Below are 18,805 nucleotides of genomic sequence, written 5' to 3'. Positions count from 1 at the left end.
CTGGCGTGCCTCATTCCGGGCGCCCCGGCCCTGCCGCCACGCGCCGGGCGACGGCCGCGAACTGCAGGGCCGGCTGCGGCGGCCGCGCGGCACGGTGCGCCACGGCCAGGCCCACGCGCGGCGCGGGAGCGCGCAGCGTGCGGAAGGCCACGCCGCGCACGCTGAGCTGGCGCATGCAGGCGGGCACCAGCGAAACCCCCACTTCCGCTGACACCAGCGACAGGATGGATGCGATCTGCGGCGCGGGCTGGCCCTGCGCGGGTTCGAAGCCGGCGGCGCGGCAGGCGTCCAGCACGGCGTCGTGCAGGCTGATGCCCACCGCGCGCGGGGTGAGGATGAACGGGTCGTCCCGCAATGCCTGCAGTGCCAGTCCGCCGCGCCCGCGGGCGCAGGCGTGGTCGGCAGGCAATGCGGCCACGAGCGGCTCGTCCACCAGCGGTTGCACCGCGAGCGCGGCCGGATCGGAGAGGGAAGGGCGTAGCACGGCGGCATCGAGGCGGCCTTCCAGCAGTGCGGTGGCGAGCGCCACCGAATTCGCTTCCACCAGGCGCAGCTCCACCTGGGGGAAGGCATGGCGGAACGCCCGGATGCAGGCCGGAACCAGGGGATTGAATGCCGCGGTTCCGGTGAAGCCCAGCTGCAGTTGACCGGTCTCGCCGCGGGCCGCCCGCCGGGCTGCCTGCAATGCCTGGGCGGCCTGCACCGGCAGTGGCTGCACCCTTTCCTGGAAGGCCCTGCCGGCCTCCGTCAGTTCGGCGCCATGGGGGACACGGTGGAAGAGCGGGGCGCCGACTTCGGCTTCCAGGTCGCGGATCTGCAGGCTCAGCGGGGGCTGCCCGATGCCCAGGCGTGCCGCGGCCCGGGTGAAGTTGCCTTCCTCGGCCACGGCGAGAAAGTAGCGGATGTGTCGCAATTCCATGCTGCCATTTATAGGGCATATGGCTTCATGGCGTGTCATATATTGGACAGATGGAGCCGTGCGTCCTACATTGACTTGCGTCACTGTTCACCGTCCATGGCTTCCTCCTCTCCTTCTTCCGCTGAGTCCTCCTCCCTCCCGCAAGGCAGTGCGCCGGAATCCGACTGGGTGCGCCGCGGCACGCCGGAGTACCGCCGCGCCGGCCTGGCGATGTTCCTGCTCGGCCTGGCCAGCTTTTCACTGATCTATTCGGTGCAGCCCCTGCTGCCGGCGTTCGCGTCGGGTTTCGGCGTCAGCCCGGCGGAGAGTTCGCTCGCGCTGTCGCTCACCACGGGCTGGCTGGCCTTCGCCATCGTGCTGGCCGGCGCGTTCTCGCAGGCCCTGGGCCGCCGCGGGCTGATGTGCGCATCCATGGCGCTCGCGGCGCTGCTGCAGATCGGCGCGGCCCTCGCGCCCACGTGGCACGGCCTGCTCGTGGCCCGGGCGCTGGAAGGGCTGGTGCTGGGCGGCGTGCCCGCCGTGGCCATGGCCTGGCTGGCCGAGGAGATCGAGCCCGCGGCCCTTGCACGCACCATGGGCCTCTATGTGGGCGGCACGGCTTTCGGCGGCATGGTGGGCCGCGTGGGCATGGGGCTGGTCACCGAGTTCACCTCGTGGCGCCTGGCGCTCGGCGGGCTCGGCCTGCTGTGCCTGGCCGCGGCGGCAGGCTTCCTGCGGCTGCTTCCGCCGTCGCGTCGCTTCGTGCGCCGGCCCGGCATCAACGCGCGGTTCCACCTGCGCGCCTGGGCCGGGCACCTGCGCAATCCGGGGCTGCTGCGCATCTATGCCATCGGCTTCCTGCTCACCAGCGTCTTCGTCACGGTGTTCAACTACGCCACCTTCCGGGTGTCTGGCGCGCCCTACCACCTGGGCCAGACGCAGGCCAGCCTGATCTTCCTGGCCTTCGGTTTCGGCATCGTGTCCTCGTCGGTCGCAGGCGCCCTGGCCGACCGTTTCGGCCGCCACCGGCTGCTGGCCGCCGGGTTTGCCCTCATGCTCGCGGGCGTGGGCCTGACGCTGTTCGCGCCGCTGGCCGCCGTCGTGGCCGGCATCGCGCTGGTCACCACCGGCTTTTTCATCGGCCATGCCGTGGCGAGCGGTTCCGTCGGGCCGCAAGCGGGCGAGGCCAAGGGCCATGCGGCGTCGCTCTACCTGCTCTTCTACTACCTCGGCTCCAGCGTGACCGGCTCCGTGGGCGGCTGGTTCTGGCAGCACGGCGGCTGGCCGGCCGTGGCGGGCCTGACCGGTGGCATCGCGCTGGCGGGCCTCGCGGCTGCGGCGGCGCTGGGCAGGGCGGCCACGGTACGGCCGACGGCATGGGCCCACGGATAAGCTGCCTGGCACATCCGGCGGCCTGGCGAAGCCCCGGCCGGACCGCGATGCGGAAATGGCTTGGTAATTTGTAACGAATAAGGTTCAAATTGTAAAAATTGTGTTCTGCGGGGAATGCTGCGGCGGACAATCGATCACACGCTGCTGTTTTCTCGGAGTGACCCGTTCATGTCCCTGAGCCTTTCCCGCCGTTTCCGTCCTGGTCGTGTTGCTGCGGCCGTGCTGTGCGCAGCGCTTCTGCCGGCCGGTGCCGCCTGGGCCGCGCCCACGGCGGCCCCTTCGGCCGCCGCCGCGCTCCCGGCGCCCTACGCGCGCTGGCAGTCGAGCATGGACGCCTTCGCGGCGGCGGACAAGGCAGGCCTGCCGAAGACGGGTGGCGTGCTCTTCGTCGGCAGCTCGACCATTCGCCTGTGGACCGATCTGCGCGAGGATTTCCGGCAGTTGCCCGTGGTCATCAACCGCGGTTTCGGCGGCTCGACCATGGCCGACTGCCAGTACTTCGTGAAGAACCTCGTGTTGCAGTACCAGCCCCGCCATGTGATGGTGTATGCGGGCGACAACGACCTGGCGGAAGGGCGCACGCCCGAGCAGGTGCTCGAGAGCTTCCAGTCCTTCGTGCGCTCGGTGCGCGAGGCGCTGCCCGAGACGCGCATCAGCTACATCTCCATCAAGCCCAGCCCGCTGCGCCTGTCGCTGCTGCCGCGCATGCGCGAGGCCAACGCCCTGCTGGCGCAATACGTGCGCACGGTGCCCAACAGCGATTTCATCGACATCTTCACGCCCATGCTGGATGCGCAGGGCCTGCCGCGCACCGAACTGTTCGGGGCCGACCACCTGCACATGAACGATGCGGGCTACGACCTCTGGCGCACCATCATCGGCAGCTACGTGGGCGACGGCGCCGTGCCCGCGAGCAGCGCCACGGCCGCCCAGCCGGGTACGGACGGGCTCATCCGGGCCAGCGCCCGGCCCTGACTTTTCCCCGCGCTACAGCGCCGGGGGCAGCGGCCGCCGCAGGCGCAGCAGCTTGCGCGGGGTGCCCGGCGCATCCTCGTCCGGCCCCTTGTCCCACCACAGGCTGATCCGCGCCACGGCGTGCAGGGCCGCGAAGCAGACGGCCAGCAGGGCGATGTCCTGCCACCAGGGCCGGTCGTAGCGAGCTCCCATCAGGCTGATGGCGAGCAGCACCACCACGAGGTGCGCACAGAACACCGGCAGGGAGGCCGCTCCCAGGGTTTCCAGCCAGCGGGGCCGGGGCATGCGCGCCGCCAGGGGCGGGCCGAACCGGATCGCCAGCACGAGCAGCGCGAACAGGTTCAGCACCCGCAGCGGCCCCAGCTGCCACTTGTCGAAAACCAGGTTCCATTCGGGCAGGCCGTCGCCGAAGGGGACCTGCCCGATCGCGTGGCGCCAGCAGAAGCCCACCACGGCGATGCCCGCCGCCGCCCACACTGCCCGGCGCGGGAAGACGAAGGGCGGTGCCTCGGGGTCGTTGCGCGACGCGCCCATCCACAGGCCCAGTACCCAGAGGAACTGCCATCCCCACATCGAGAAGGTACCCGTCTCGTGGAAGGGTATGGGGTTGCGCACCACCGCATCGATGGCGTCGTAGAACCATTTCGAGAGCCCGAACTGCGCCAGGAACCACAGCCCGGTGCTCACGGCCAGCACCGGTGCCCAGCCGCGCCGCAGCCCGACCGACATCACCCAGGGGCTCGCGAGCATGAAGAGGACGTAGATGGGCAGGATGTCGAGCAGCGGGGGCTCGTACACCAGCAGCAGGCCGCCCACGAGTGCCTCGAGCGGCTTGGCCAGGTAGAAGGTGATGAGGCCCTTGATGGCCGGCTCGTCCACCCGGATGCCGATGAAGGTGATCACGGTGAACAGGAAGAGCAGGGTGGTGGCCTGGCAGGCGTAGATCTTGGTGGCCCGGCGGAGGAAGGCCTGCCGCATGGCCGGGATGCCGCGGCGCGCGGCGGTGCGTCCGTACACCATGCCTGCCATGTAGGCGGACAGCAGCACGAACCCCTCGGCCGCAGAGACGAAGCCGAAGGGCTGGCCGAGCGGCATCGTGAGCCGGGTGGGCAGATGGGTGACCGTCATGAGGACCAGCATGAGTCCCCGGACGGCATCGATCTCCCAGCGGCGGGAAGTGGAGGTTTCGGGCATGGAGTGGAGGGCGCTCCGGGCGCCGCGCCATTGTGCGGGCATCCCGCGGACGGGGTGTGTAGGCCGTTTACAACTCAGCGGACGGCAGCGTGCCCCGTCCCCCGGCGATGGGCTAACCTCCCGGGGTTTGCCGCTCCCGCAGCCGCCGTTTGGGGGCCGCTGCGCCCCCGGGGCCGCGCCATTGCTCGCATATCCATGACAACAACGACGCATTTCGTCCGCGCGGCGCTGGCCGCGTTCCTGGGCCTGGCCTCGGCCGGGGCCGCGCAGGCCCTGTCCGTCTCCAGCTTTTCGCCGCAGGGCGAGGTGGCCCGCGTGCGGCAGGTGGTGGTGAAGTTCGACGCCGCCGCCGTGAATTTCGGCGATCCGAAGGCTCCCGCGCCGTTCTCCGTGGATTGCGGCGGCGATGCGTCCAAGGGCACGGGCCGCTGGACCGGCGAGCGCGAGTGGGTGTATGACTTCGCTGCGGACCTGCCGCCCGGCACGCGCTGCACGGCCACGGCCCGCGCCGGCTTCAAGTCCGCCAGCGGTTCCGCCCTGTCGGGCACGGTGCGCTACCAGTTCAATACCGGCGGCCCCTTCGTGCAAAGCGTGCGCCCCGGTACCTACCAGCCCATCGACGAGGAGCAGTTCTTCCTGCTGCAGCTGAGCGGCCCGGCCACCCTGGAGAGCGTGAAGGCCAACGTCTGGTGCGTGGCCGAGGACGTGGGCGAGCGCATCCCGGTGCGCCTCATCGAAGGCACGGAGCGCGCCGCGCTGCTGACTTCGCTGGGCCTGGAGAACGCGGCTAAGCAGGCTCCCCTGCGCTATGCGTCGCTGGCCTGCAACCGCCGGCTCACGTCGGGCTCCAAAGTGCAGCTGGTGTACGGCCAGGGCGTGGCCACCCCCAACGGGGTGCCCAACACCGTGGAGCGCCGCTACGGCTACACCGTGCGCGAGCCCTTCAGCGCCGAGTTCGGTTGCGAGCGCGAGAACGCGCAGGCGGCCTGTCTGCCGATCCGGCCGATGCGCCTGTCGTTCAACGCGCCCGTGCCGCGCAAGCTCGCCGAGGCGATCCGGCTGAAGTCCGACAAGGAAACCCTCAAGCCGCGCCTGGACGGCGAGGGCGACGGCGACACGGTGGTCAACAGCGTGCAGTTCATGCCGCCTTTCGCGCCGCAGACCGCCATGCGGCTGGAGCTGCCCAAGGACTTCAAGGATGCGTCGGGCCGGCCGCTGCGCAATGCAGACAGCTTCCCGCTGGCCGTGTCCACGGGCCCCATGCCGCCGCTGGCGAAGTTCGCTGCTTCGCCGTTCGGCGTGGTCGAGCGCTTCGCGGAAGGGGACAAGGGGCCGGCCCTGCTGCCCGTCACCCTGCGCAATGTCGAGGCGGACCTGCGCGTGCAGGGCCTGGCGGCCGGAGCCGCCCCCGGCGCCTCCGCACCCGCGGCCGCGCCGGCGCCAGCGGGCAAGGTGAGCACCTTCCAGCCCACGGCCGATGCGGACATCATCGCGTGGTACCGCCGGGTGCGCCGGTACGACGACTACCTGGTGACGCGCCGGGAGGCGAGCCGTGACGTGCGCGGACCGCTGCCCCAGGTGCTGCAGGACGAGGGCAAGGACACGGTGCAGTCGCGCATGGTGTCGCTGCTCGGCGGCCAGCCCCGTGCCAAGGTGCTGGACCTGCCGCGCCCGGCGAGCGGCGATCCCCGCCCGTTCGAGGTGGTCGGCATTCCGCTGCCGCCGGGCTTCCACGTGGTGGAGATCGCCTCGCCGATGCTGGGCCGCTCGCTGCTGGACGAGCGCCACGGTGCGGGGCGCACGATGTACGTGCGCACCTCCGCGCTCGTGACCAACCTGGGCGTGCACTTCAAGCTGGGGCGCGAGAATGCCGCGGCCTGGGTCACCACGCTCGACAAGGGACAGGTGGTGCCGGGTGCGGTGGTGCGCGTGTCGGGCTGCGACGGCCGCGAACTGGCCACCGCGACCACCGATGCCCAGGGCATCGCGCGCTTCGACGGCCTGTCGCCCCAGCCGCCCTCGTGCACGGGCCGTGACGGCCTGGAGGGCATGAATGCCTACTTCGTGAGCGCGCGCGCCCAGGGCGCCGACGGCGTGCAGGACATGGCCTTCACCTGGAGCGACTGGCAGCGCGGCATCGAGCCATGGCGCTTCAACGTGCCCACGAGCAGCCAGCCCGAGCCGGACCAGATAGCGCACACCATCTTCGACCGCACGCTGCTGCGTGCGGGCGAGACAGTGTCGATGAAGCACATCCTGCGCACGCAGAACCGCCAGGGCTTCGGCCTGCCTGATGCCGAGCCGCACACGCTGGCCATCACCCACGTGGGCAGCGGCCAGCAATTCACCCAGCCGCTGCAGTGGCGCCGCACGCCCACGGGGGGCTTGAGCGCCGAGAGCACCTTCGCGCTGCCGCCCGCGGCCAAGCTGGGCGTGTACAGCGTGGAACTGCGCGGGGACGACGTCCGCCGTGGCCGCAGCTTCACCTCCGGCGAGTTCCGCGTGGAGGAGTTCCGCCTGCCCGTGCTGGAAGGCCGCATCGCGCCGGCCGACAAGAAGCCGCTGGTGCGCCCCCGTTCGGTGCCCACGGACGTGCAGGTGAACTACGTGTCCGGTGGCGGCGCGGCCAACCTGCCCGTGCGCGTATCGGCAATGGTGCGCGGCAAGCCGCTGCAGTTCCCCGATTTCGACGCCTTCAGCTTCGAGCCGCCGCGCCGCAAGGGCGCGCAGCCCCAGGGCGGAAACAGCGGCGACGACGAGGAGCCCGCCTCGGCCGATGATGCGCGCGTGATCGCCGACAAGCTGGCCGTGACGCTCGACCGCAACGGCGCGGGCAAGGTGGCGATCGACAACATTCCCAATTCCCGCCGCGCGCAGGACCTCGTGCTCGAAGCCACGTATTCCGACCCCAACGGCGAAGTGCAGACCCTGCGCAGCACGCAGACGGTCTGGCCGGCCGCGGTGGTGGCCGGCATCAAGACCGAGGGCTGGGTGTCCGCCGCGCAGAAGATCCGCTTCCAGGCCCTGGCGCTCGGCCTGGACGGCAAGGTGCAGGAGGGCGTGCCCGTGCAGGTGCAGGCCGTGGCCCGCATCACCACCACGAGCCGCAAGCGCATGGTGGGCGGCTTCTACAGCTACGACAACAAGACCGAGACCAAGGACCTGGGAACGGTGTGCACCGGCAAGAGCGACAGCCGCGGGCTGGTGCTGTGCGAGGCCAGGCTCGATGAGGCCGGGGAGGTCGAACTGGTGGCCACCGCGCGCGACAAGGACGGCAACCAGTCCGAGGCGGCCGCATCGGTCTGGGTGACGCGGCAGGGCGAGCTGTGGTTCGGCGGCGAAGACCACGACCGCATCGACCTGCTGCCCGAGAAGAAGAGCTACCAGCCCGGCGAGACCGCCCGGCTGCAGGTGCGCATGCCGTTCCGCCAGGCTACGGCGCTGGTGAGCGTGGAGCGCGAGGGCATCATCGACATGCGCGTGGTGCAGCTCAATGGCCAGGATCCGACGGTGCAGCTCAAGATCGAGGAAGGCTGGGGCCCGAACGTCTATGTGAGCGTGCTCGCGCTGCGCGGACGGCTGCGCGAGGTGCCCTGGTACAGCTTCTTCACGTGGGGCTTCAAGGCGCCGCGCGAGTGGTGGACGGCCTTCTGGTACGAGGGCAAGGAATACGTCGCGCCCACGGCCATGGTGGACCTGTCCAAGCCCGCCTACCGGCTGGGGCTGGCCGAGATCAAGGTGGGCGCCAAGGCGCACCGCATCGAGGTGAAGGTGACGGCCGACAAGGAGAGCTACCCGGTGCGCGGCAAGGCGCTGGTCACCATCGCCGCCACGCTGCCCGACGGCAAGCCCGCGGCGAACGCCGAGGTGGCCGTGGCCGCGGTGGACCAGGCCCTGCTGGAACTGATGCCCAACACCAGCTGGAACCTGCTGGACGCCATGCTGCAGCGGCGTGCCTGGGGCGTGGAAACCTCCACTGCCCAGATGGAGATCATCGGGCGGCGCCACTACGGCAAGAAGGCCGTGCCGGCAGGCGGCGGTGGCGGGCGCGCGCAGACGCGCGAGCTGCTCGATACCCTGCTGCTCTGGCAGCCTGCGGTGCGCCTGGACGCCAATGGCCGCGCGCAGGTCACCGTGCCGCTGAACGATGCCCTCACCACCTTCAAGATCGTCGCGGTGGCGGATGCGGGCACGGGCCAGTTCGGCACCGGCTCCACCAGCATACGGGCCACGCAGGATCTGCAGATCATCAGCGGCCTGCCGCCGCTGGTGCGCGAGGACGACCAGTTCCGCGCCCAGTTCACGCTGCGCAACACCACCAAGGCGGCCATGAAGGTCGAGGTGGCACCGCGCGCCACGCTGCTCTCGCTGGACAAGCAGACCGTGGACATCCCGGCCGGCGAATCCCGCGAGGTGGCCTGGAACGTGACCGCGCCCGCGCAGCTCGCCCGCACGCGGGCCGAGGCGATCCTGTGGGAGATCGAGGCGCGCGACACCACGCCCGGCGCCGCCGGCGCGCGCGATGCGCTCAAGGCCACGCAGCGGCTCGTGCCGGCCGTGCCGCTGACGGTGCAGCAGGCCACCCTCGTGCAGGTGGACGGCAGCTTCGGCATCGACGTGAAGCCGCCCGCCGACGCCATCCCCGGCCGCGGGGGGCTGAAGATGTCCGTGCAGCCCAAGCTCGCCGAGGGCCTGCCGGGCGTGCGCGACTGGTTCGCCAACTACCCGTTCCTCTGCCTGGAGCAGAAGACCAGCAAGGCCGTGGGCCTGCGCGACGGCAAGCTGTGGCAGACCGTGGTGGGCCAGTTGCCCACCTACCTGGACGGCGACGGGCTCGCCAGCTACTTCCCGCCGCAGGCGGGCAGCGGCAACCGCGGCAGCGACACGCTCACCGCCTACCTGCTCGCGGCCACGCACGAGGCCTCGTCCATCGACCCGGCCTTCGCGCTCTCTCCGGAAGTGCGTGCGCCGATGGAACGCGGCCTGATCGCCTTCGTGGAAGGCCGCATCCAGCGCGACTTCTGGAGCCCGCGCAAGGACCTGGACATGCGCAAGCTCGCCGCGATCGAGGCGCTGTCGCGCTACGGCAAGGCCACGGGCCGCATGCTGTCGTCCATCACCGTGGCGCCCAACCAGTGGCCCACGCACAGCGTGATCGACTGGCTGAACATACTGCGGCGCGTGACCGATGCACCGCAGCGCGAGCAGCGCATGGCGGAGGCCACCCAGATCCTCAAGTCCCGCCTGTCCTACCAGGGCACCAAGCTGATCTTCAGCTCCGAGCAGGACGACTACTGGTGGTGGCTCATGCAGAACGGTGACGTGAACACGGCGCGGCTCATGCTGGCCGTGATGGACGATCCGGCCTGGAAGGACGACATGGGCCGCCTGGCCAACGGCTTCATCGCGCGGCAGCAGGGCGGTGCCTGGCACACCACCACGGCCAACCTCTGGGGCGGCCTGGCGCTGGAGAAATTCAGCGCGAAGTTCGAGGCCACGCCGGTCACCGGGTTCACCCGCGCGGCGATGGGCGGCAACACCGCCAGCGTGGACTGGAGCAAGGTAGGCCGCGTCTCCACCGCCGATGCCGCGGGCGCCCCGCACCAGACCACGTGGTTCGGTGCCCCCGCGTCGCCCGGCAACCTGACCAACAACGGCATGTTCCTGCCCTGGAGCACCTCGGGCGGCAAGGAGACGCTCACCGTGACGCAGCAAGGCACCGGCAAGCCCTGGCTCACGCTGCAGTCGGTGGCCGCGGTGCAGCTGAAGGCGCCGTTCTCCGCCGGCTACACCGTCAAGAAGACCATCACGCCCGTGGAGCAGGCGGTGGCCGGCCGGTACACCCGCGGCGACGTGCTGCGCGTGAAACTCGAGGTGACCTCCACTGCCGACATGACCTGGGTGGTGCTCACCGACCCGGTGCCCGGCGGCGCCACCATCCTGGGCAACGGCCTGGGGCGCGACTCCGAGATCGCGACGCAGGGCGAGAAGCGTGGCAGCGGCTGGCTGGCCTACGAGGAGCGCAGCTTCGAGGCCTGGCGCGGCTACTACGAGTACGTGTCCAAGGGATCGCTCACCGCCGAGTACACCGTGCGGCTGAACAACGTCGGCGAGTTCGCGCTCCCGCCCACGCGGGTGGAGGCCATGTACGCGCCCGAGATGTTCGGAGAAACGCCGAACCCCCGCATGAAGGTGGAAGCGGCGCGCTGACGGGCAGGGGCGGGCCGGTGCGCTGGTTCCAGCGCAACGGCCCCGCTATTCGTGAGTCTCTGGCGATCGCACCGGTGCCTGGCCCGGGTCCGGCGTGGCATCGCCGTCCGGCGGCACGCCCGCAGGCGACCATGCGAGCCAGTCTTCGCCGAACAGCTCCGCAGGGTGCGGCGTGCGCTCCGAGCCGTTGCCGCACGCCAGCGCCTCGGCCGGGCAGTAGCGATCGCAGCCCCAGCAGATGCGTTCCGGGCGGGCGGGATGTTCGGGAAATTTCCGGGCCATGGTCGATGGAGAGGTACCGGGGCAGTCTGCTCCTCCGGCCGGAACGTGCCTTGCCCTGCATCAAGCCGGCACACCTGCTGACATGGTTTGCAGACATCATCTTTCCGTTAGGAGGAATGTTCCGTATAACCCGGCCGTTTCAACCCGACAGGAGATGAGATGACCGTGAGACTGCTGCTCTCCCGCGCCGCGCTGGCCTGCGCGGCCGCCGTGTGCCTTTCCGCCCACGCCCAGGTACCCGTGGCGGAAGAACCGAACCACGACAAGCTGCTGTGGTCCCATAACCCGATCCTCGCGCACAACAAGCGGCTGGTGTACGACTTCTGGCGGGAAGTGTTCGAGTCCGGCCAGGTGGAGCTGGCCGACCGCTACATGAAGGAGGACTACATCCAGCACAACCCGCTGGTGGCCACGGGCCGCGAGCCCTTCAAGCAATTCCTGGCGCAGGTCACGCCGCGCTCGCCCATCCAGCCCCGGGTGAGGGCCCCGCTGGTGCGCATCCTCGCCGAGGGCGACATGGTCACCCTGGTCTTCGCCCGCAGCCTGCCCGATCCCCAGAACGCGGGGCAGACCTATACGACCACATGGTTCGACATGTTCCGCATCCAGGACGGACAGATCGCCGAACACTGGGACGCGGCCACGAAGAACTGAAGAGAAGGGCCATCGGCGTACGCCTTCTGTGCGTCTGAACGCGACAGTGACGTACGCCGAATGCCTACAAATCGCGTTAATTTGTAACTTTAGTATCCCGATCGTGCTCCCATGACGGATGTTGGCCACGGATGTCGCGTGGCGAGGGCCGGGGCCGGCCCTTCCTGCATGGCGCGGCGTTCCTGCACGAAAGCGGTACTTCCATGAACATTTCCCACTGGCCCCTGGGCCGACGGCTCGCGCTGGCATTCGGCGGCGTCATCGCGATTTTCCTGGTGGTGATCGGCGTGGCCATCCAGAGCCAGAACCACATCAAGGCCGCCACCAGCATGAACATCCACACCTACAAGGTGCTGGAGGAGGCCCAGCGGATGCTGCTGGGCGTGGTCAACATGGAGACCGGCGCCCGCGGTTACCTGCTGTCGGGCAGCACGGGCTTCCTCGGCCCGTGGAACCAGGGACGCGAGACTTTCGACTCCGCCTGGCAATCGCTGCGCACGCTCACCGCGGACAACCCGGAGCAGCAGAAACGGCTCGACGTGCTGCGTGCCCGCCAGGCGGACTTCGCCGCCGTGATGCAGTCGCTGCAGGACATGCGCCGCGATGTGGATGCCGGCAAGATCCCGATGGAGGCCTTCGTCAGCGAGTTCGGCAAGGCACGCGACAAAGCCGCGATGGACGGCTTCCGGAACATGCAGGCCGAGTTCTCCAAGGCCGAACGCGACCTGCTCGATGTACGCCAGGCCGAGGCGGAAGACGCCCGTGCCACGGCCCTGGCGGTGGAGGTCGGCGGGACCACGCTGGCCGTGGTGGTGGCCGTGCTGCTCGGCCTGTGGGTGACCCGCTCCATCACCCGTCCCATCGCCCGGGCGGTGGATGTGGCCCGGGCGGTGGCTGCGGGCGACCTGACCCGGCGCATCGAGATCCATGCCCGCGACGAAGTCGGCCTGCTGCTGGAAAGCCTGCGCGACATGAACACGGCGCTCGCCACCGTCGTGTCCCGCGTGCGCCAGGGCAGCGAATCGGTCGCCTCGGCCAGCATGCAGATCGCGCAGGGCAATTCCGACCTCTCGTCCCGCACGGAAAGCCAGGCCAGCGCGCTGGAGGAAACCGCCGCCTCCATGGAGGAACTGGGCTCCACGGTGGCGCAGAACGCGGACAACGCACGCCAGGCCAACCAGCTGGCCCAGGCCGCGAGCGGCGTGGCGGAGCAGGGCGGCACGGTGGTGTCGCAGGTGGTGGACACCATGAAGGGCATCTCGGAAAGCTCGCGGCGCATCTCCGACATCATCAACGTCATCGACGGCATCGCCTTCCAGACCAACATCCTGGCCCTGAATGCCGCCGTGGAAGCCGCGCGTGCCGGCGAGCAGGGACGTGGTTTCGCCGTGGTGGCGGGCGAGGTGCGCAGCCTGGCGCAGCGCAGCGCCGGCGCGGCGAAGGAAATCAAGGAACTCATCACCGCCAGCGTCGAGCGGGTGGAAAGCGGCGCGCAACTGGCCGACCGGGCCGGCAGCACCATGACCGAGGTGGTGGGCAGCATCCGCCGCGTGACCGACATCATGGGCGAGATCAGCGCGGCGAGCAGCGAGCAGAGTGCGGGCGTCGCACAGGTGGGCGAGGCCGTCACCCAGATGGACCAGACCACGCAGCAGAACGCCGCCCTGGTGGAGGAGATGGCGGCAGCGGCCTCCAGCCTCCGGTCCCAGGCGCAGGACCTGGTGCAGGCCGTCAGCGTGTTCCGGCTGGCGTCGGATGCCCCGCGTGCCGAGCCCGTCGAGGCGAGGGCTCCCGCCGCGGTGAGGGTTGCACCCGCTGCTCCATCGCCGTCTGCCGCGGTTGCGGCGCCGCGGACGTCCGGGCCCGTCCGCAGAAAGTCTCCGGCCAAGATGCCGTCTCCTGCCCGCGCACCTTCCCTGCGGCCTGCTGTCGCGGGCGCCGGCCTCATGGCGGTTCCCGCCATGGCGGGACAGGGCGGGCAGGGCGATTGGGAGTCTTTCTGAGCGCACCCCTGCGGCGGCTGGTCGCCGCTGCGCCAGAATCGGGGCCTCCAGCCCTCTTCGCGCCGCCGGGGTGCTTCCCCCGGCGGCTTTCCCATGCCTTCCCTCGCTTTCCTGCGCCACCGGGCGCGCCGTCCCGGCACTGAAGCACTGACTGTCCTGCCGCTGTGCCTCGCGCTCTGGGCGCCGCTGTCCGCGACAGCCTTGCCGGCCTACGCCGAGGTGCGCGCGGACTACCGTTCGTCCGAAACCCTGGTGCTCTCGCGCGAAGGGGAGGTGGTGCAGCGGCTGCGGACCGATGCCACCGTGCGGCGCGGCCAGTGGACGGGGCTGGACGACATATCGCCCGCGCTGCGGGAGGCGCTGGTGCTCAGCGAGGACCGGCGTTTCTACGAGCACAGCGGCGTGGACTGGCGTGCCGTCTCTGCCGCCGCCTGGGGCAATCTCTGGAACCAGCGCACGCGCGGCGCTTCCACCCTGACCATGCAGCTCGCCGGCCTGCTGGACGGCGACTGGCGCCAGGGGCCCGGCGGCCGGTCGGTGGCCCAGAAGCTCGGGCAGACCGTGGCCGCGCAGGTGCTGGAGCGGCGCTGGCGCAAGGACCAGATCCTGGAGGCCTACCTCAACCTCGTGCCGTTCCGGGGCGAATTGGTAGGCATCGACGCACTGTCCCGCACGCTCTTCGGCAAGGCGCCACACGGACTGGACGACCGCGAGGCCGCGGTCGCCGCGGCGCTGGTGCGGGCTCCGAACGCGCGGCCCGCCCTGGTGGCGCAGCGTGCCTGCGGCGTGCTGCGTTCCATGGCCGGGCCGCGCGCGGAGGGTGCCGGGCCGGCAGCCGACTGCGATGCACTGGACCTGTTCACCACGGCCGCGCTGCAGCGCCGGGATTACGCGGCCAGCGAAGGCCTCGCGCCGCATTTCGCGCGCCAGCTGCTCGCCCGCATGGAGGGGCCGGCTCCTGCGTCCGTGGTGTCCAGCCTCAGCGCGCCGCTGCAGCGCGTGGCCGTGCAGTCCTTGCACCAGCACCTGCGCGAACTGCACGGCCGCAACGTGGAGGATGGGGCCGTGGTCGTGCTCGACAACGCCACTGGCGAGGTGCTGGCCTGGGTGGGATCGTCCGGCATGCTGAGCCAGGCGGGCGAAGTGGACGGGGTGCTGGCCGCGCGCCAGCCGGGGTCCACGCTCAAGCCGTTCCTCTACGCCCAGGCGATCGCGCAGCGCCGCATCACCGCCGCGTCGCTGATCGAGGATTCGCCCGCCTACATACCCACCGCCTCGGGGCTCTACATACCGCAGAACTACGACCGGCAGTTCAAGGGCTGGGTGTCCGTGCGCACCGCCCTGGCGGCCTCGCTCAACGTGCCGGCGGTGCGGACCATCGCCATGGTTACCCCGGATGCGTTCTTCCGCCAGTTGCTGGCCCTGGGCCTGCCGCTGCGGGAGACGGGCGACTACTACGGCTACAGCCTCGCGCTGGGCAGCGCCGAGGTGCCGCTGCTCCACCTGGCCAATGCCTACCGCGCGCTCGCCAATGGCGGACGGGCCGGTCCCGCCGTGTTCCGCCCTGCTGCCGCGGGCACGCGGCGCACGGGCCACAAGGCGGCCCCGGCCGCTGCGGCGGAGGCGCCGCCCGCGGTCGATCCGCGCGCGGCCTTCATCGTGGGCGACATCCTTTCGGACGGCAACGCACGCGCGCGCACTTTCGGCACCGACAGCGTGCTGGCCACGCGGTTCTGGAGCGCGGTGAAGACCGGCACCAGCAAGGACATGCGCGACAACTGGGCGCTGGGCTGGTCGCAGCGCTACACCGTGGGCGTGTGGGTGGGCAATGCGGGCGGCGCGCCCATGCACGACGTGAGCGGCACCAGCGGCGCGGCGCCCGTGTGGGCCGAGATCATGGGCTGGCTGCACGGACGGGGCGTGCGCAGCCGCCCGCCCGAGCCACCGCCCGGGCTGGTCCGCGCCGCCGTGCGCTTCGGCCCGGAACCGGGCGGCACGCGCCTGCTGGAAAGCGCGCGCCAGGAATGGTTCCTCGCCGGCACGCAGCAGCCGCTCTTCGCCGTGGATGCAGGCCCCGGTGCCGTCCGGCGGGGGCGCGGAGCGCCGGAGCCGGCGGCGGGCGAGGGCGGCGTGCCGGACGGCCTGCAGGCCCCGCAGCCGCGCATCGTGTCGCCCGCCCCGGGCACCATCGTGGCGCTGGATCCCGACATCCCTCCCGCCCATCAGCGCCTGCAGTTCGCGGCGGCGGGCGGCGGCGTGCCGGGAAATCTGCGCTGGCGCATCGATGGCCAGGTACAGGGCCGGGGGGCGGAATGGGCCTGGCTGCCCTGGCCCGGACGCCACCGGGTGGAGCTGGTGGATGCCGGAGGGCAGGTGGTGGACGAGATCCGCATCGAGGTGCGCGGAGCGGGCGTGGTGAAAGGGCCCCGCCGCTGACGCGAGTCCCTGTGGCGGTGGCCCGCGCGTGGCAACTGCCGCGCCCGGCCGCCCCCGGTTCCAGGGATACTGCGTCCCCTTGAGGAAGGAACCGGCATGCATGCCATCGCTCCGCTGCTTTTCGTCGTGATCTGGTCCACGGGCTTCCTGGTGGGGCGGGGCGTGTCTGCGCATGCCGATCCGTTCTGGTTCCTGGCCGCGCGTTTCGTGGCCGTGGCCGTGCTGTTCGGCGCCGCGGCCTGGTGGGCGCGTGTCGAATGGCCGCGCGGGCCGCGCCGCATCGCCCTGCATCTCGCCGCGGGGGCGCTCATGAACGGTCTCTACGTGGGGCCGAGCTGGTGGGCCATGTCGCGCGGCCTGCCGGCCGGGGTGATGGCGCTCATCGGGGCGCTGCAGCCCCTGTTCACGGCCCTCATCGCCGTGGCCGTGCTGCGCCGCCGGCTGGGGCCGTCCACCTGGGTGGGGCTGGCGCTGGGTTTCGGCGGGGTGGCCATGGTGCTCTGGCCGCGGCTGTCGGCCAGCGCCGGTGTGGCCGCGCTCCCGCTGCCTGTGCTGCTGGCTGCGGCGGGCAGCATCCTCGCGCTCACCGTGGGGTCCATGGCGCAGAAGTCGCCCCTGGCCGCCGGCGATCTGCGCAGTGCCAGCGCGGTGCAGAACCTGGGTTCCATCGCGGTGCTGGTGCTGATGGCGCTGTGCCTGGGCGAGGCGCGCTGGGACGGCTCCCCGCTGCTCTGGGGCTATCTGGCCTATTCGGTGCTGGTGCTGTCGATCGGCGGTGCCACGCTGCTGATCTGGCTGATGCGCCATGGCGAGGCCACGCGCACGGCGGCGCTGGTGCTCGCGGTGCCGCCACTCTCGGCCCTGCAGGCGTGGGCCATCTTCGGCGAGACGCTCACGGCCCTGCAGGTGGTGGGATTCGCCGTGGCCATCGCGGGCGTGGCGCTGGCGCGGCGGTAGGGGCCGCCCGGGCTCAGGGATTGTCGTGGCAGTTCCAGGCGACTTCCGTCGTGAGGCCCTGGCGGTTCTGCAGCCAGGCTCCGCTGGTGCCGATCAGGCTCAGGGAGCGGGTGCGCGAGGACCGCTGGCGGCAGGCGGCCCATGCGGTGTTCCAGGTGGCATTGAACACCTCTTGCTGGGAAGGCTGGTGGCCGGCCTGGAACGTGAACATGAAGCTGACCTGGCCCAGCACGCCAGCCTGGGCCTGGGATACCGGCGCGGCAGCGAAGACCGCCAGTGCGGCCAGTGCGACGGAGAGCAGCTTTTTCGGAAGACGGGTGGTTTGCATTGCGTTATGACATCGAGTGAGTGGAAAGAAGGCGCGCAAAAAGCCAGGCGGAATCCCTCCCTGCTTCTCACGGGTTGAATCTACGGCTGGGCGGTGCCGGACTCCTGCCGCGGTGCGAAGGCCTGCTGATTGCCGCGAAACGCTTGCCCATGGCGGCACGAGCCCCCGCGATGCACGGAAAAAGCTTCAACCCCGCACAGAAAACTTCAGCGCCGCCGGGGTGCATGCGCCGGTACGATGCCCCCTGCATCCGCATTCCGGTGGCCAGCGGCCGCCACGCGGCAGAACAACAATGACCAGGAGCATCCACCGTGGCCCATCTCTCCCGCATGACATGCATCGAAGACCTGCGCACCGTCGCCCGCCGGCGCGTGCCGCGCATGTTCTACGACTACGCCGATTCCGGCTCCTACACCGAGAGCACCTACCGCGCCAATTCCGAGGATTTCCAGAGGATCAGGCTGCGGCAGCGCGTGGCCGTAAACATGGAGAACCGCACCACCCGCACGACAATGGTGGGCCAGGACGTGGCCATGCCGGTGGCGATCGCGCCCACGGGCCTGACCGGCATGCAGCATGCGGACGGCGAAATCCTGGGCGCACGCGCAGCGCGGGCTTTCGGCGTGCCGTTCACCCTGTCCACGATGAGCATCTGCTCCATCGAGGACGTGGCCGAGCACGCCGGGCCGGGCTTCTGGTTCCAGGTCTATGTGATGCGCGACCGCGATTTCGTCGAGCGCCTCATCGACCGCGCCAAGGCGGCAGGCGTGTCGGCGCTGCAGGTCACGCTGGACCTGCAGATCCTCGGGCAGCGCCACAAGGACATCAAGAACGGCCTGTCCACGCCGCCGCGGCCCACGCTGGCCAACCTGCTCGACCTGGCGACCAAGCCGCGCTGGTGCGCCGGCATGCTCGGCACGAAGCGGCGCAGTTTCGGCAACATCGTGGGCCACGCCAAGGGCGTGGGCGATCTTTCGTCGCTGTCGTCGTGGACGGCCGAGCAGTTCGATCCCCGGCTGAACTGGCGCGACATCGAGTGGATCAAGAAGCGCTGGGGCGGAAAGCTCATTCTCAAGGGCATCATGGATGCGGACGACGCGCGGCTCGCGGTGGAGACGGGCGCGGACGCCATCGTAGTCAGCAACCACGGCGGAAGGCAGCTCGACGGAGCCCCATCGTCCATCCATGCGCTGCCACCCATCGTCGATGCCGTGGGCAGGGACATCGAGGTGTGGATGGACGGCGGCATCCGCGGCGGGCAGGACGTGCTCAAGGCCTGGGCACTGGGGGCACGTGGAACGCTGATCGGGCGCAGCTTCCTGTATGGGCTCGGCGCCTTCGGCGAGGCCGGCGTCACCCGGGCGCTGCAGATCATCCACAAGGAACTGGACATCACCATGGCCTTCTGCGGCCATACCGACATCCACCGGGTGGACCGGTCGATCCTGCTGCCGGGCACGCTGCCCGGTTGAGCAG

At 70.7% G+C, this 18,805-nt stretch carries 12 protein-coding genes; 8 read left to right on the top strand and 4 right to left on the bottom strand.

Annotated features, from left to right (window positions below; translation table 11 throughout):
* Window positions 1-10 precede the first annotated feature (10 nt).
* Window positions 11-919, bottom strand: coding sequence for a LysR family transcriptional regulator (locus ACGHC0_RS16850; protein WP_415266227.1), 909 nt, complete (start codon window positions 917-919; stop codon window positions 11-13).
* 96 nt (window positions 920-1,015) lie between these two features.
* Between ACGHC0_RS16850 and ACGHC0_RS16845 the strand changes: the two genes are divergently transcribed.
* Together ACGHC0_RS16845 and ACGHC0_RS16840 are read left to right on the top strand one after the other, a co-directional pair.
* Window positions 1,016-2,290, top strand: a complete 1,275-nt coding sequence (locus ACGHC0_RS16845) for an MFS transporter (protein WP_415266226.1) — start codon at window positions 1,016-1,018, stop codon at window positions 2,288-2,290.
* 168 nt (window positions 2,291-2,458) lie between these two features.
* Window positions 2,459-3,265, top strand: coding sequence for an SGNH/GDSL hydrolase family protein (locus tag ACGHC0_RS16840; protein WP_208941538.1), 807 nt, complete (start codon window positions 2,459-2,461; stop codon window positions 3,263-3,265).
* Window positions 3,266-3,277: 12 nt separating this feature from the next.
* Here ACGHC0_RS16840 and ACGHC0_RS16835 read toward each other — a convergent pair whose 3' ends face one another.
* The gene (locus ACGHC0_RS16835) at window positions 3,278-4,459 is read right to left on the bottom strand and encodes an OpgC domain-containing protein (protein ID WP_368352063.1); all 1,182 of its coding nucleotides are present in this window, start codon (window positions 4,457-4,459) and stop codon (window positions 3,278-3,280) included.
* 195 nt (window positions 4,460-4,654) lie between these two features.
* Here ACGHC0_RS16835 and ACGHC0_RS16830 point away from each other — a divergent pair, with 195 nt between their 5' ends.
* On the top strand, window positions 4,655-10,669 hold the full coding sequence (locus ACGHC0_RS16830; RefSeq protein WP_415266225.1) for an MG2 domain-containing protein: 6,015 nt from the start codon (window positions 4,655-4,657) through the stop codon (window positions 10,667-10,669).
* 45 nt (window positions 10,670-10,714) lie between these two features.
* On the opposite strand, the gene ACGHC0_RS16825 is transcribed toward ACGHC0_RS16830, so the two are convergent.
* Complete coding sequence (locus ACGHC0_RS16825) at window positions 10,715-10,951, bottom strand: DUF3079 domain-containing protein (protein ID WP_368352061.1); 237 nt, start codon at window positions 10,949-10,951, stop codon at window positions 10,715-10,717.
* A 159-nt stretch (window positions 10,952-11,110) separates the two neighbouring features.
* Here ACGHC0_RS16825 and ACGHC0_RS16820 point away from each other — a divergent pair, with 159 nt between their 5' ends.
* The 4 genes from ACGHC0_RS16820 to ACGHC0_RS16805 all read left to right on the top strand — a co-directional run bounded on the left by ACGHC0_RS16820 (window position 11,111) and on the right by ACGHC0_RS16805 (window position 17,001).
* The gene (locus ACGHC0_RS16820; RefSeq protein ID WP_415266224.1) at window positions 11,111-11,605 is read left to right on the top strand and encodes a nuclear transport factor 2 family protein; all 495 of its coding nucleotides are present in this window, start codon (window positions 11,111-11,113) and stop codon (window positions 11,603-11,605) included.
* Window positions 11,606-11,808: 203 nt separating this feature from the next.
* Window positions 11,809-13,608, top strand: coding sequence for a methyl-accepting chemotaxis protein (locus ACGHC0_RS16815; RefSeq protein ID WP_415266223.1), 1,800 nt, complete (start codon window positions 11,809-11,811; stop codon window positions 13,606-13,608).
* Between the two features lie 93 nt (window positions 13,609-13,701).
* The gene (gene pbpC, locus ACGHC0_RS16810; protein WP_415266222.1) at window positions 13,702-16,044 is read left to right on the top strand and encodes a penicillin-binding protein 1C; all 2,343 of its coding nucleotides are present in this window, start codon (window positions 13,702-13,704) and stop codon (window positions 16,042-16,044) included.
* 96 nt (window positions 16,045-16,140) lie between these two features.
* A complete protein-coding gene (locus ACGHC0_RS16805; protein WP_415266221.1) occupies window positions 16,141-17,001 on the top strand; it encodes a DMT family transporter in 861 nt (286 codons plus the stop codon).
* Window positions 17,002-17,014: 13 nt separating this feature from the next.
* Here the strand turns inward: ACGHC0_RS16805 and ACGHC0_RS16800 are convergent, their stop codons facing one another.
* Complete coding sequence (locus ACGHC0_RS16800) at window positions 17,015-17,329, bottom strand: hypothetical protein (RefSeq protein WP_368352056.1); 315 nt, start codon at window positions 17,327-17,329, stop codon at window positions 17,015-17,017.
* Window positions 17,330-17,640: 311 nt separating this feature from the next.
* On the opposite strand from ACGHC0_RS16800, the gene ACGHC0_RS16795 reads away from it, so the two are divergent.
* Window positions 17,641-18,801: an alpha-hydroxy acid oxidase gene (locus ACGHC0_RS16795; protein ID WP_415266220.1), complete on the top strand. Its 1,161-nt coding sequence runs from the start codon at window positions 17,641-17,643 to the stop codon at window positions 18,799-18,801.
* Window positions 18,802-18,805: the final 4 nt, after the last annotated feature.

The organism is Acidovorax sacchari (genome assembly GCF_042847045.1).
In the GTDB taxonomy this organism is placed as follows: Bacteria; Pseudomonadota; Gammaproteobacteria; order Burkholderiales; family Burkholderiaceae_C; genus Paracidovorax; species Paracidovorax sacchari.
The sequence above is the reverse complement of the archived record's forward strand: the minus strand, read 5'-3'. Positions and strand labels throughout refer to the sequence as shown.

Excerpts from the sequence above, each read along its gene's own strand:
- ACGHC0_RS16850 (WP_415266227.1), bottom strand. The coding sequence starts at position 919 with ATGGAATTGCGACACATCCGCTACTTTCTCGCCGTGGCCGAGGAAGGC.
- ACGHC0_RS16845 (WP_415266226.1), top strand. The coding sequence starts at position 1,016 with ATGGCTTCCTCCTCTCCTTCTTCCGCTGAGTCCTCCTCCCTCCCGCAA.
- ACGHC0_RS16840 (WP_208941538.1), top strand. The coding sequence starts at position 2,459 with ATGTCCCTGAGCCTTTCCCGCCGTTTCCGTCCTGGTCGTGTTGCTGCG.
- ACGHC0_RS16835 (WP_368352063.1), bottom strand. The coding sequence starts at position 4,459 with ATGCCCGAAACCTCCACTTCCCGCCGCTGGGAGATCGATGCCGTCCGG.
- ACGHC0_RS16830 (WP_415266225.1), top strand. The coding sequence starts at position 4,655 with ATGACAACAACGACGCATTTCGTCCGCGCGGCGCTGGCCGCGTTCCTG.
- ACGHC0_RS16825 (WP_368352061.1), bottom strand. The coding sequence starts at position 10,951 with ATGGCCCGGAAATTTCCCGAACATCCCGCCCGCCCGGAACGCATCTGC.
- ACGHC0_RS16820 (WP_415266224.1), top strand. The coding sequence starts at position 11,111 with ATGACCGTGAGACTGCTGCTCTCCCGCGCCGCGCTGGCCTGCGCGGCC.
- ACGHC0_RS16815 (WP_415266223.1), top strand. The coding sequence starts at position 11,809 with ATGAACATTTCCCACTGGCCCCTGGGCCGACGGCTCGCGCTGGCATTC.
- pbpC (WP_415266222.1), top strand. The coding sequence starts at position 13,702 with ATGCCTTCCCTCGCTTTCCTGCGCCACCGGGCGCGCCGTCCCGGCACT.
- ACGHC0_RS16805 (WP_415266221.1), top strand. The coding sequence starts at position 16,141 with ATGCATGCCATCGCTCCGCTGCTTTTCGTCGTGATCTGGTCCACGGGC.
- ACGHC0_RS16800 (WP_368352056.1), bottom strand. The coding sequence starts at position 17,329 with ATGCAAACCACCCGTCTTCCGAAAAAGCTGCTCTCCGTCGCACTGGCC.